11 protein-coding genes are annotated in these 12,692 nt (G+C 62.0%); 5 read left to right on the top strand and 6 right to left on the bottom strand.

Annotated elements, in window-relative coordinates; genetic code table 11:
• Positions 1–59 precede the first annotated feature (59 nt).
• Entirely contained in the window at positions 60–1,232 is a 1,173-nt protein-coding gene (locus PQT43_RS20950; protein ID WP_102880979.1) for a hypothetical protein, read from the top strand.
• Between the two features lie 46 nt (positions 1,233–1,278).
• Here PQT43_RS20950 and can read toward each other — a convergent pair whose 3' ends face one another.
• The gene (can, locus tag PQT43_RS20945) at positions 1,279–1,923 is read right to left on the bottom strand and encodes a carbonate dehydratase (RefSeq protein WP_016963568.1); all 645 of its coding nucleotides are present in this window, start codon (positions 1,921–1,923) and stop codon (positions 1,279–1,281) included.
• A 152-nt stretch (positions 1,924–2,075) separates the two neighbouring features.
• Between can and PQT43_RS20940 the strand changes: the two genes are divergently transcribed.
• Positions 2,076–2,408, top strand: coding sequence for a hypothetical protein (locus PQT43_RS20940; RefSeq protein ID WP_047306113.1), 333 nt, complete (start codon positions 2,076–2,078; stop codon positions 2,406–2,408).
• 139 nt (positions 2,409–2,547) lie between these two features.
• On the opposite strand, the gene rimI is transcribed toward PQT43_RS20940, so the two are convergent.
• Both rimI and PQT43_RS20930 read right to left on the bottom strand, forming a co-directional pair.
• On the bottom strand, positions 2,548–3,000 hold the full coding sequence (gene rimI / locus PQT43_RS20935; RefSeq protein ID WP_047285456.1) for a ribosomal protein S18-alanine N-acetyltransferase: 453 nt from the start codon (positions 2,998–3,000) through the stop codon (positions 2,548–2,550).
• Positions 2,997–3,794: an energy transducer TonB gene (locus tag PQT43_RS20930; RefSeq protein WP_110596293.1), complete on the bottom strand. Its 798-nt coding sequence runs from the start codon at positions 3,792–3,794 to the stop codon at positions 2,997–2,999. Before PQT43_RS20930 ends, rimI begins: the two co-directional genes overlap by 4 nt.
• A 179-nt stretch (positions 3,795–3,973) precedes the next feature.
• On the opposite strand from PQT43_RS20930, the gene mksB reads away from it, so the two are divergent.
• From mksB to mksF, 3 genes are read left to right on the top strand one after another with little or no spacing between them, the layout of a single operon-like run.
• Positions 3,974–5,251 (top strand): Mks condensin complex protein MksB, encoded by a 1,278-nt coding sequence (gene mksB, locus PQT43_RS20925; RefSeq protein WP_180988442.1) that lies wholly within the window; start codon positions 3,974–3,976, stop codon positions 5,249–5,251.
• Positions 5,241–5,948, top strand: coding sequence for an Mks condensin complex protein MksE (mksE, locus tag PQT43_RS20920; RefSeq protein ID WP_272754532.1), 708 nt, complete (start codon positions 5,241–5,243; stop codon positions 5,946–5,948). The genes mksB and mksE overlap by 11 nt, the downstream gene beginning before the upstream one ends.
• The gene (mksF, locus tag PQT43_RS20915) at positions 5,945–8,788 is read left to right on the top strand and encodes an Mks condensin complex protein MksF (protein WP_060844649.1); all 2,844 of its coding nucleotides are present in this window, start codon (positions 5,945–5,947) and stop codon (positions 8,786–8,788) included. The genes mksE and mksF overlap by 4 nt, the downstream gene beginning before the upstream one ends.
• 156 nt (positions 8,789–8,944) lie before the next feature.
• Here the strand turns inward: mksF and PQT43_RS20910 are convergent, their stop codons facing one another.
• The 3 genes from PQT43_RS20910 to PQT43_RS20900 are packed head-to-tail and all read right to left on the bottom strand — an operon-like array spanning position 8,945 to position 12,510.
• A complete protein-coding gene (locus PQT43_RS20910; RefSeq protein WP_110596290.1) occupies positions 8,945–11,248 on the bottom strand; it encodes a PqiB family protein in 2,304 nt (767 codons plus the stop codon).
• Positions 11,241–11,864 carry a paraquat-inducible protein A gene (locus PQT43_RS20905; RefSeq protein ID WP_102860187.1) on the bottom strand — a complete coding sequence of 208 codons (624 nt, stop codon included), beginning with the start codon at positions 11,862–11,864 and terminating at the stop codon, positions 11,241–11,243. Before PQT43_RS20905 ends, PQT43_RS20910 begins: the two co-directional genes overlap by 8 nt.
• The gene (locus PQT43_RS20900; RefSeq protein ID WP_110652189.1) at positions 11,851–12,510 is read right to left on the bottom strand and encodes a paraquat-inducible protein A; all 660 of its coding nucleotides are present in this window, start codon (positions 12,508–12,510) and stop codon (positions 11,851–11,853) included. Before PQT43_RS20900 ends, PQT43_RS20905 begins: the two co-directional genes overlap by 14 nt.
• Between the last annotated feature and the right edge of the window lie 182 nt (positions 12,511–12,692).

The raw sequence follows: 12,692 nt of genomic DNA, 5'->3' as shown, positions 1-12,692 counted from the left end.
CGTTCATTTACACAATGCCTTTCCCCCTGCATGGGGTTCACGCTGAAAAGGATCTGAGCATGTTCAAATTCGCAGGAATCTCCCTGGCCCTGGCGGCCGCCGCGTTGAGCACCAGCGTCATGGCCGATGTCGAGGTCGATCTGGGCAGTCCGCAACGTGTCACCCAACTCTTCGCCTACCCCAACAACTGCAACGTGATCTGCTATCGCAACTGGACCCTGGAGCAGACGGTGGAGCACTACCTGACCCAGAGCGTGCAGCGCGATGGCTACAGCGCGGCCAAGGTCAGCGTGAAAACCGCCAACGACAAGGTTGTCGCCTCCATCAGCGGCGTGCCCGAGGGCTACGACAAGCCGTTGAGCGCCCTGCTCGATGCCGGCGACCTGGCCTATAAAGGCGCCAGCCAGCTCAATGCCGATGGCAAATGGGCCTACAGCTGGTACCTGTTCCTGCCTCTGGGCATGGCCCTGGAAAACCGCAAGAGCGTCGAGCTGCTGCACTTCCCGCCGGACTATTCATTGACCCAGGCCCAGGACTATCTGGAGTCGGCCACCACCGATCGCTGGGCCACCCTGCTCACCGTCAACGGCATTGCCGCAGAGCAAACGCCGGCGTACCAGACCATTGTCGACATCGCACCGATCGCCGCGCCATCGAGTGCCGGCAAGGACCTGGAAGGGGTCTACAGCTACTTCAACAACTACCAGACCACCATGGTCAAGCAGGTCAGCCAGAACGCCAGCGGCGCGGCCTTGCCGATGGTGGCTTTCGGTGCGCCCGTGCGTAACTGGCTCAAGCAGCAATATGGGGTCACGGTGAATGTGCTGGGCCTGGCGCAAATCAGCCCCAGCGAAGGCGTGAAGGTGCCGGTACTGGGCTCCAACCACCCGAGCTACATCTGGTACGCGGCGGACCCGGACAACTATGACAACGACGAGGCCAAGGCCGACGCCGCAGGGCTGAAAGTCATGGGACAGGATTTGAGTGCGGCCTGCTGGCAGGCCGGTATGGGCAGCAAGCCGGGGACGGATCCGAGCACCCTGCTCAGCAGTTGCACCCAGACCTGGCAGGTGACACAAAAAGAGCAGACCTGCGAGTTGTTCTACACCTCGGTACGCAAGCTGACCGAGCAACAGGCCGCGGCCAAGTGCAGCAGCGCACCGGTCACGACCCAGCTCAAGCAGCTCAAGGCACCGGCACCGGCGCCAAGCACCGAGGTGCCGCACCTCTGAAGTCCGCCGCTGGCCGCTGCGCCTTCACGCAGCGGCCAGCCCGCATTCAGACGGCGCCGAGGGGACGCAGGCGATATTGCGGTGGCAGTTGTTCGAAACCGCTGATGGTCGTGTCCAGGCTCTTCCAGCGACCGTCCTTGATCCCGTAGATGCAACCGTGGATCGACAGGCTCTGCCCGCGATGCCAAGCGTTCTGCACGATGCTGGTATGGCCGACGTTGGCCACTTGCTGGATCACGTTCAGTTCGCACAGGCGGTCGACTTGTTCTTCTTCCGTGGCCAGTTGTGCCAGCGCCTCGCGGTGCTCGTAGTACAGGTCACGGATCGAACGCAGCCAGCCATCGATCAGGCCAAACTGGCGATCCTGCATCGAGGCGCGCACGCCGCCGCAACCATAGTGGCCGGTGACCAGGATGTGTTTGACCTTGAGTACATCCACCGCGTACTGGATCACCGACAGGCAATTGAGGTCGGTGTGCAGCACGACGTTGGCCACGTTACGGTGCACAAACAGGTCGCCCGGCAACATGCCGACGATCTCGTTGGCTGGCACCCGGGCGTCCGAGCAGCCGATCCACAGGTACTCCGGAGTCTGCTGGCGGGCCAGCTTGGAGAAGAATTCCGGATCTTCCTGCTTGATCGCTTCGGCCCAACGCGCGTTGTTATCAATCAGATCTTGTAGTTCGTTCATGCTGTGAAGCCTCAAGAATGATGCGCAGCTTTGACAGACGAGTGCCTGTCGAGGTCACGCCAATAACGGCAGATACCGGTTATCCCTGCCGGGGAATCTTCACCGGGGCTGTGGGTCCACCCTGCAAGCCCCTAAAAGTATGAGCAATCGCCATGACCGAATCACGACGCCCCTTCAACGCGCCCCAGCCCGAGCCGATCGACGATGATCAGGATCGCATGGGGTCCATGGAAGAACTGCATTTCGATGACGACGAACCCGGCGCCCTAAGCAGCACCGGCCTCACCAGCGACGGCTCCAGCGACGACGACCTGAGCCCGGAAACCCTGATCCGCGAGGATGGGGCCCGTTCTGCCCGGGAAATCGGCGCCGATAAACCGGCGGACTGGGATCTGAGTATTGTCGATGCCACGGACATTGGGGGTGGCAGTGGTCTGGATGAAGCCGAACTGGCGCGCCGCGACCCGCTGGACGGCAAACCCTGAGCTCGGCGCCACATTTAATGACGCCCTCTCCCGCAGGAGCCGGCTTGCCGGCGAAGAGGCCCTCAAGCCATACATCGCCGCGAATGGCGTCTTCGCTGGCAAGCCAGCTCCTACAGCTGCCTGCGTGCTGGTTGAAGGCTCAGTCGACCAGGGTGCAGGCCATCACCAGGGCGTCTTCGCGACCACCCACCGCCGGGTAATAGTCGCGGCGGCGCCCGACTTCATTGAAGCCATAACGCTCGTAAAGCCGATAAGCGGTCTGGTTGCTGGAACGCACTTCGAGGAAACATTCGCGCGCGTCCTTTTGGTAGGCGCGCTTCATCAGCTCTTCCAGCAGCCGCAGGCCCAGGCCGCGGCCCTGGCTTTCCGGCTTGACGGTGATGTTCAGCAGATGCGCCTCGTCAATGATCACCTGGATCACCCCGTGGCCCACCTGCTGGCTGCCTTCGAACATCAGCCAGACTTCGTAGGACTTGAAGGCATCCATGAAAATGCCCCGGGTCCAGGGGTGACTGAACGCGGCATATTCGATTTTCAGGATGGCATCCAGGTCCGCCTCGGTGGCCAGGCGGAAGGTCAACGCGTCACTCATTGGTCATTGTGCTCATCAGTGCTTTTCCAGCGCGTCATCAATCGACGCATGGCTTGCCAGACATCAGCCTTACGCTGTGGCTCTTCCATTAATAGTTCCAGGCCGGGCAAGGCCCAGGCCGAACCCAGGCCTTCGACCTGCAGTTCACGGTTGTAGGATTCAGCGTTGGCTTCCCCGGCGAAACGTACGGCCGGCAGACCGATCAGCCACAGGCAGACGCAGGGCTCTTCTTCGATTCGCACGCCGACAAAGGCCTGGACGAAGTCCCGGGCGGCTTCCGGCCCTTGGTCGAGGTTGCCCCGGGTCAGCATCGGCCAGCGCACCGGCTCGGCGAGGATCTGCGGGCTGTCCGGCAGGCCGGCGGCGCGCAGCATGTCCTTGAGCAGCAAGTAGGCCGGGTCGCGGCTCTGGAAGGCTTCGCCTGTGGGTAACTCCACCAGCAGCAGGCAACGGCCGGCCCGCAACAGCTGCAGGGCGAAGCGCGGCGGAGGAACCACCGGCGCCTTGACCACCGGAGCCGGGGCTTCTTCGCCCTCGGCCACTGGCTTGCTGGCTGACTTTGCAGGCGTGGTGGAAGGACGCGGCACCTCGATCTTCGGCCGTTCGACGGTCCTTGCAGCCGCCGCCGGGGCCTTGGCCTCGACCACAGGGGCAGGCGGGGCCTGCACCTCGGGTTCCGGCAAGGCCAGCAATTCAGGACGCGAAGGGGCGGCAAAGGGCAATTCGCTGCGCGGCAGCCAACTGACCACCTGCATGGCGGACAGATAAGCGCGACGACGGGACTCGATAAGCAAAGGTCGGCCACTTGTGGATAACTGAGGTGGGGGATTCTACCGTCCTTCGCCAAAGATCGCCTGCTGTTGATTGCGCGCAAAAGCGACAGTCCGTCTCATACCTGGACCTGGGGGTGAATCGTCGGCCCCCTGATGCAGTACAATCGCCGCTTTTCATTGCCAACCAGCCGGCCATTCCGATGATCGAACCCAAGCGCGTCTTGCGCGCCCTCGCCGAACACTGGGCACTTCTGGAGCCGCTGTGCGAGCACTTCGACCAAGGCACCCTGAGTCTTGCCGAACTGCGTTCACAGCTGTCTGCCCAACAACTGGACAGTACGCCCCAGGACATCACCCACCTGCTGGACGTATGGATACGCCTGGACATCCTGGTCCCGGTGGCGAAAAGCCCGAACCGTTTCGAGCTCAATGCGCAGATCCACGACTTCCTCGCCTACCTGCGCCGTGAACACCGCCTGGGCCTGTGCCTGGAGATCGAAGCCTACCTGCGTCACCTGGAGCGCCTGGCCGGTTACATCCAGGACGCCTTCGATGTGCGCGACGGCAACGACCTGGCGCGCCAGTTGCGGCTGCTGGACATGCGCGTGCGCGATGTCCTGAAGAAGCTCGCCAACGACGAACAGGCCTTGGTGGCCGTGGCCGAGCGGGCCAAGACCAGCGACCGGCAGATTCCCCTGCGCCAGCGCTACGCTGAGGTGCTGGCCACCTGGGACGAATACGTCGAGCCGATGATTCAGTTGGTGAACGCCGACGGCGCCTTCGAACAGGGCGTGCGCAAGGTGGAGAACGTCCTGCTGCGCCTGCTCACCGAGCAACAGCGCCTGGGCCATCTGGTGGACGACGACATGCTGTTGCGCACCCACGCGCGCATCCTGGAAATGCAGACCAGCGCCCAGTTGACCCTGCGTCACGCCCGGGAGCTGCTGCTGCCGTTGCGTGAGGAAGCCCGCCGCCACAACGCCGTGACCCGCGGCGCCGCCCTGGCCCTGGCGGCCATCCGCCGCAAGGGCATCGACGCGGTGCCCCAGGCGGCGATGCCGATGTTCACCCGTCCGCAGAGCACCTTCCTCGGCAGCTCCGGCCAGGTGGAAGCCTATGTCTACGCCCTGGCCCGCTTCGAGCCCAAGCCGGCGCGTTTCCCCAAGGCCCACAAGACCCACAAGGGCCTGGCTCCCAAGGCGCCGCGCACGGTTCGGGAAATGCTCGAGCGCTGCGAAGACGCCCTGCCGATGCCGGACCTGATGAGCTGGCTGCTGGACCAGGAGCCGGATGGCGCCACCGACGAATTGCTGTACTGGTTCTCCCGCCTGTCCCGGGAAAAACGTTTCAAGCGCGAGCGCCTAGAACGCCGCGACTACCACACCCAGGAGCACCAGGTCAGCCTGCGCTCCTTCGCCCTGCTCTCGGCCCGCGATGACACCGCCGAGCATTCTGCGAGCAACGCCCATGCATCTTGATCTTTCCGAACTGTCCCAGCTGGCGCCGATCTTCCGCGAGCTGTTCAAGGGTTACCACGTCAGCCGCCGCGACCCGGAGCTGTACGCGCAATTGTCGAACTTCCAGGACCAGTACCGCACGCTGTTCAAGGCCCTGGGCTTCGAACTGGTGTGCGACACCCGCGGCTTCTACTACTTTGTCCCCGACAACGCCGCCGCCCAGGTGAACAAGACCGCCCAGCGCCTGGCGCTGTTCACTTTCATCCTGGTGGAGCATCTGGCCGACCAGGGCCGCGACCCGATTGCCGTGCTCGATGGCGGCAGCCTCGGCCGTGACGAACTGCCGTCCTTGCTGGAGAAATACCGCGACCTGTTCATCCAGGCCGAAGTACAGACCCAGGAAGAGCTGGAAGAGAAAATCATGCGCCGCATGACCCAGCTGGGTTTTGCCGTCGAGGAACCGGGGATCTACCGCTTCCTGCCGCCAATGCACCGCTTCCTCGACGTTTGCCTGTCGGTGCAGCAGGACCGCGACCTGGCCGCCAGCCTGCACAGCGTGCTGCCGTTGCCGACCCCGGTGCTGGTGGACAACGACAGCGACGAGAAACTGCTGCAGACCGATGACCCGCTGGACCTGAGCGAATTCGACGAGTCCGAAGAAAGTGAAGAAGACGCGCTGGCCCGGGCCATCGCCGAAGAACAGGAGCTCGACGCATGAGCAAGGAACGCTACGGCATCCGCCGCTTTGCCCTACTGAACACCGCCGGCTACAGCTTGGGCCTGTTCCCCCTGGAAGAGCCGCTGTCGGTCTACGGGGCCAACAACCTGGGCAAGTCGGCGTCGATCAACGCCCTGCAATTCCCGATCCTGGCACGCATGTCAGACATGAGCTTCGGCAAGTACAGCCTGGAACAATCCCGGCGCTTCTACTTCGCCTCCGACACCAGTTACATCCTGGTGGAAGTCTCGCTGCCCCACGGCCCTCATGTGATTGGCGTGGTCGGGCGCGGCCCGGGCGGCGGTTTCGGCCACCAGTTCTTCGCCTACGCCGGCCAGCTGGACCTGGCGCATTACCAGAAGGACGACACCTGCCTGCGGCAGAAGGAGTTGTTCACCAACCTGGAACGCCAGGGCCTGAAGGCCTATGAACTCAAGCCGGATGAACTGCGGCGCCTGCTGGTAGGCGGCCACACCTCAATTCCACTGGACCTGACCCTGATCCCGCTGCGCTCGACCAGCGAGCAGAGCCTGAAGACCTTCCGCGCGCTGTTCATCAACCTGCTGCACATGCGCGAGATCACCGCAGCCAAGCTCAAGCAGCTGTTCCTCGATGCCTTCGAGCACAGCCTGCGCTCCGGCAGCGTCGACTACATCGCCGCCTGCGACGAAGCCTTCCGCGATGTGCGGCGCATGGAGCAGGACTACAACTCCCTGGTGGCCGCGGGCCCTCTGGTGGAAGCCCTGGCCAACGGCGTGAAGCAGCGGGACATTCTGCGGGGCAAGCTGCATCGCCTGTCGCCCCTGCTGGATTCGCTGCTGGGTACGTGGTCGGACTACGCCGGCGCGCGCAAGGAAGAGCTGACCATCCAGGCCGAGCACTACCGTAATGAGCAGGACGCGCTGCAAAACGACCAACGCAGCAGCACCCAGGAAATGATGCGCCTGGAACGGGAAATCACCGGCACCCAGCGTTGGCTCGGCGAGCTGTCGGTGCTCAAGCACCGCTTCGCCCTGGTGGATGACGTCAAGGTCCTGGAACAGCAACTGCTGGCAGCCAAGGATGCCCACGATGAACTGGCCGGCGCCCTGGCCCAGTCCCGGCAGTTCTCCGCTGAAGATTTGGAAGAACGCCTGCGGGATCTGGAAAAGCGCCTGAAGTCGGTCAAGCAGCAACTCGATCACGCTGACAACAACAGCTATGCACGCCTGCGCGAGGAGTTCTCCCAGCAGGACGTGGAGCGCCTGATGCGCCTGTTCAACAGCGCGCTGTTCAGCCTGCCCCTGGGCGAGCACGGCATCGCCCTGGACGACAACGGCGAGTGGGTGAAGTCGGTGGAGCTGATCCTCGATGGCTTCAAGGGCGAGCGTTTCGAAGTGCCGGGGTTGACCATCGACATCTCCCACATTGAGCCGCCAGCCCTGCAGGCCCTGGCCGACCGCGCCGCCCTGCGGGATCAGAAAGAGCGCCTGGAAAAAGAACTCAAGCAGCTCAAGACCCAGGCCGCCGTGGCTGCCGACCGCGCCGCGAGCAAGACCCAGACCGAAGCCCTGTACCAGCAGGTACTGGATGCGCAGAAGGCCCTGGAAGACTTCCGCCGTGCCCAGACCCTGAGCGCCGAGGAAGGCGAGAAGCTGGAGCAACTGGCGCAGATGGAAGCCGCCCAGGACGAACTCAAGCGTTCCAGCGATGCCTTTACCGAACGCGTCCAGCAACTGTCGGCCAAGTTGCAACTGGTGGGCCGGCAGATCGCCGACATGGAAGCCAAGCAACGCACTCTGGATGACGCCCTGCGTCGCCGTCAGCTGCTGCCCGCAGACCTGCCGTTCGGCACGCCGTTCATGGACCCGGTGGACGACTCCATGGACAACCTGCTGCCACTGCTCAACGACTACCAGGACAGCTGGCAGGGCTTGCAACGGGTCGACGGGCAGATCGAGGCGCTGTATGCCCAGGTACGCCTCAAGGGCGTGGCCAAGTTCGACAGCGAAGATGACGTCGAGCGCCGCCTGCAGTTGCTGATCAACGCCTATGCGCACCGTACCGACGAAGCCTTGACCCTGGGCAAGGCACGCCGCGCCGCGGTGACCGATATCGCCCGAACCCTGCGCAATATCCGCAGTGACTACGACAGCCTGGAACACCAGCTGGCGCTGTTCAACCGCGAGATCAACAAGCGCCAGGTGTCTAACCTGCAGAGCTTCCGCATCGTCCTGGCGCCGAACAAGGAAGCCCTCAAGCACATCGACCAGATCATCCACAGCGCCGGCCAGTACGAGGAAGGCGAGACCCTGTCGGTGTTCGACCTGAGCCAGAGCGCCGAGCAGGACAACAAGAACGAAGAAGCCAAGGAGTACCTGGCGCGGTTGGTAGCAGCCAACCACAACCAGTTGGGCCTGAAGGACTTGTTCGAGCTTGCGTTCGAGATCACCAAGGTCAACGGCCAGCCGGTGATCCACACCGACATCGATGGCGCGGCGTCCAACGGCACCACCATGACCATCAAGGCGCTGACCAACATGTACCTGTTGCTGCACTTGATGGACCGCGACCAGGCCGGGCGCATTCGTCTGCCCTATTACCTCGACGAGGCAGCGGACATCGACGAACGTAACCAGGCGGCGCTGCTGGAAACCAGCCTGCAGCTGGGCTTCGTGCCGATCCTGGCCAGTGTGAAGCCGCAGGTGTCGGCCCAGGTCGCCATCGACCTGGAAGGCGGCAGCGGACCGAACGGCATCTACATCGACGAGGCGGACTGGAAGTTCATCCGTCGTCACGATCAGGTCAAGGCGACGCTGAACGTGGAACCCGAAGCAGAAGCGGAACTGGACGAAGTCTGATTCCGTAACGCCGCAACGAAAAAGGCAGCACTCTTTCGAGTGCGGCCTTTTTTATTGGACAGCTTTTGTAGGAGCTGGCTTGCCAGCGAAGGCGTCCTCTAGAAGAACGCAGGACTTGAGGGTCTCTTCGCCGGCAAGCCGGTTCCTACAACAGGGTTACTTACCCAGGGGGATCTTGGGAGCCCAGGTCAGCCATTCATCCTCGAACTTGTCGAACAGCGGGAAGGTCTGCTGGGGACGGGCCGGGTTGCCCATGCGTTCGCCATCCGGGGTGGCGAAGGCAATGCCGCCCTGGATCAGGGTTTCCAGGGATTCGGTGCGCACTGTGGCGCCCTTGAACAGGCCAAAGTCCACACCAAATCCGCTGCTGTTCCAGAAGCGCGTGCCACCACGAATCAACGGCGCGTATTTGGGTTCGATGAGGATATGGATCAGTACCCGGTCGGCGGTCTGTCCCAGTTCGTAGCCGGTGACCTTGCCCACGGTCACTTCCCGGTAAGTCACTGGGACACCCACCTTCAGCGAACCACGGCGAGCAGCACTCAGCACCAGGCTCAGACCCGCTTCCTGGGAGCTGGCTTCCGGTGGCTGCGGCAAGGCGACAAAGCTGGTTTGCACGCCCTGGTTCTTCGCCGCGGGCTGAACTTCGATGTATTGACCGGTCACCAGGGTTTCCAGGTTCGAGGTCTTCATCAGCCCCAGTTCCGGCTTGACCACCCAGAACTGGCTGCCGACCCGGGCAATACGTTCCGGCACTTCGGTGATCCGCGCCTTGAGCATTACCGATTGCAGGTCGGCGCTGAGGGTCACTTCTTCCAGTTTGCCCACATCCAGGCCCTTGAAGCGCACCGGCGTTCCGGCACGCAGCCCATCGGCGCGATCGACCTTGATGTTGACCAGGGTGCCGCGCTGCGCCGCCTCTTCCTGGTTGGCGAACAGACGGAACCGCGGAATGCGCTTTTTCAGCGGCACGTTGGGCAGCGGCGTCTCGAAGGCGATGCCGCCGGCCATCAGGCTTTGCAGCGACTCACTCTTGATCTGGATACCGCCAGTGAGGCCGCCCGTAAGGGTTATGCCACTGACGTTCCAGAAGCGCGTCGAGCCGTTGACCAGTCCCTCGTATTCTTTCTCGATATGAACACCGATCACCACTTGCTTGCGGGTGTGGGAGAACTGATAGCTCTGCACCGAACCGACCTTGACCTGTTTGTAGAGAATCGGACTGCCCACCTCCAGGGAGCCGAGATTGTCGGTAAAGAGCACCATGTGCAGGCCGGGTGCCCGCAGGTCCAGGGGAGGCGCCTTGGCCCGGGCTTCGAATTCCCGCTGGGGGGCGGCGCCCTTGTCACCGGGGCGGATGGCAATGTAGTTACCTTTCACCAAGGCCTCGAGCCCCGTGATACCCGCCAGGGAGATCGAGGGTTTGACGGTCCAGAACTGAGTGCCCTGGACCAGATAGTCCTCGGCCAGTGGATCGAGGGTCAGCTCGGCGGTGGCACTAGTCAGGTCGGAGTCGACCTTCAGGGCTTTCAGGCTGCCCACCTGGATGCCTTTGTACATCACAGGCGTGCGCCCAGCCTGCAGGCCTTCGAAATCGGTGAGTTTGACCTTGACCCGGATGCCCGCCTGGGCGGCATCGAAATCTTCGTATAGGCGGAACGGCAGGCTCGGGTCGGTGGGCGGGCTGTCCCTGCGATTTTCCGGAGTGGCGAACGCGATACCGCCGGCCACTATGCTGGACAGGGACTCACTGCGCACTTTTACCCCGGACAGATTGGCGTCGATGCTGATGCCGCTGGCGTTCCAGAAGCGCGTGTGTTTGCGCACCAGATTGGCGTAGGTCGGTTCGATGTAGACCTTGAGCTCGACTGTGTTCTGATCCTCGGAAAGCAGGAAGCTCTTGATCTGTCCGACCTGGATTTGTTTGTAGAAGACCGGACTGCCGCGGCTCAACGACCCCAGGCGTTCGGCCTTAATGGTCAGGTGCAGACCAGGCTTGGCATCCGATAACGGCGGCTCTTCAGCCAGGGCCTTGAACTTGCGCGTGGGCTCTCCTTCTCCGGGATTGACCGCGATGTAATTGCCTGAGACCAGGGTTTCCAGACCGGTGATCCCGGCCAGGCTGACACTGGGCTTGACCAGCCAGAAGCGGGTGTTGGTCTTCAGGTACTGTTCGACATCCTTGTTCATTTCGACCGTGGCAATCACCCCCTTGGAGTTGCCCTCATCGTCCAGAGCCAGAGTCTTGACCTTACCCACAGGCATGCCTTTGTAGACCACTTCGGTCTTGTTGGCCTGTATTCCTTCGCCGCTTTCAAAGCGCAACTGGATCTCGATACCGGTCTGGCTGTAGGCACGCCAACCCAGCCAGCCACCGATGATCAAGGCAATCAGGGGCAGCACCCAGATGGCCGACCAGTTGGAGGCCGGGCGGGTTTTGGCGGTAGGCAAATCACTCATGGTCGTCGTCCGACTCCGTGTTATCCCAGATCAGTCGGGGATCAAAAGTTACTGCGGCCAACATGGTCAGGATCACCACGCTGGCAAAGGCGACCGCACCGAGATTGGCCTCGATACTGGCCAGCCGGCCAAAGTTGACCACCGCCACCAGAATGGCGATGACGAAAATATCCAGCATCGACCAACGACCGATGAACTCGATAAAGCGGTACATGATAATCCGTTGCCGCGCTGACAGTGGCTGGTGACGCTGCACCGAGAACAGCAACAGGGCAATGCCCACCAGTTTGAAGGTAGGCACCAGAATACTGGCGACAAACACCACGGCGGCGATGGGGAACATACCGTGCTGCACCAGCTGGATGACCCCGGACATGATGGTGCTGGGGTCGCCCTGCCCCAGTGAACTGACGGTCATGATCGGCAGGACATTGGCGGGTATATAGAGAATGGCGGCGGTAAGCAGCAGGGCCCAGGTACGCAGGATGCTGTTGGGGCGCCGTGGGTGTACCAAAGCTCCGCAACGAGTGCAGGTCTGCCCGTCGCTGTCGGCCTCCTGCCGGTTCAATTCATGGCATTCAGTGCAAATCAGAATGCCTGCATCAATGGCCCGCATGTATGTCTTCTCCCGATAGCGCCTGCCAGACCTGATGAGGCGACATCACCACTTCCAGCCAGACCTGCACCAACAACAGACTGATGAAACACACCAGCCCCAGGCCTACGGTGATGGAGGCCATGTCGGCCAACTTGACGATGGCCACCAGTACGCCCATCAAGTAGACCTCGAGCATGCCCCAATCGCGCAAATGGTGATAAATGCGATAGAGCAGCAAACCGTAACTACGGCCGATGTTCCAGCGGATACTTAGAAGCACCAGAAGTTGGCAAATCAACTTGAGCAATGGAATGCCCATGCTGCACAGGAATACCACCAGCGCTACGCCTTCCATGCCGGTATCGAACAGGCCTTGTACCCCACTCCAGACCGTATCTTCGGAAGACTGTCCCAATAGATTGAGCTGCATGATGGGTAGAAAGTTCGCCGGCACGTAGAGCAATAAGGCGGCGATTACCAGAGCCAGGCTGCGTTCGACCACATTGTGCCGATGGGCATACAGCTCATAGCCACAACGCGGGCACTGGGCTTTCTCGCCAAGGGCGAGCGTTGGCTTGCGCATCAGCAGGTCGCACTCATGGCAGGCAACCAGGTCGTCCAGTGGTAGTTCTGACAACCCGGGGGCGTCAACCGGATCTGGCATAGAGGGCTCTGGAATTGGAAAAAGTAGCGGCTATTCTAGTGTTCCAATTCGAAAATAACTGTGCAATTTTGTTTGCGAATAAGAGCAATTTTTCTCCGCGCAAAGACAAAACCCCAATTGCTTTCGCAATTGGGGTTTCGGAATTTAATCTTGACGATGACCTACTCTCACATGGGGAAACC

The sequence above is a fragment of the Pseudomonas sp. BLCC-B112 genome (assembly GCF_028550695.1).
Lineage (GTDB): Bacteria > Pseudomonadota > Gammaproteobacteria > Pseudomonadales > Pseudomonadaceae > Aquipseudomonas > Aquipseudomonas danubii.
Note: the sequence above shows the minus strand (reverse complement) of the source record. Positions and strands in the feature narration are given on the sequence as shown.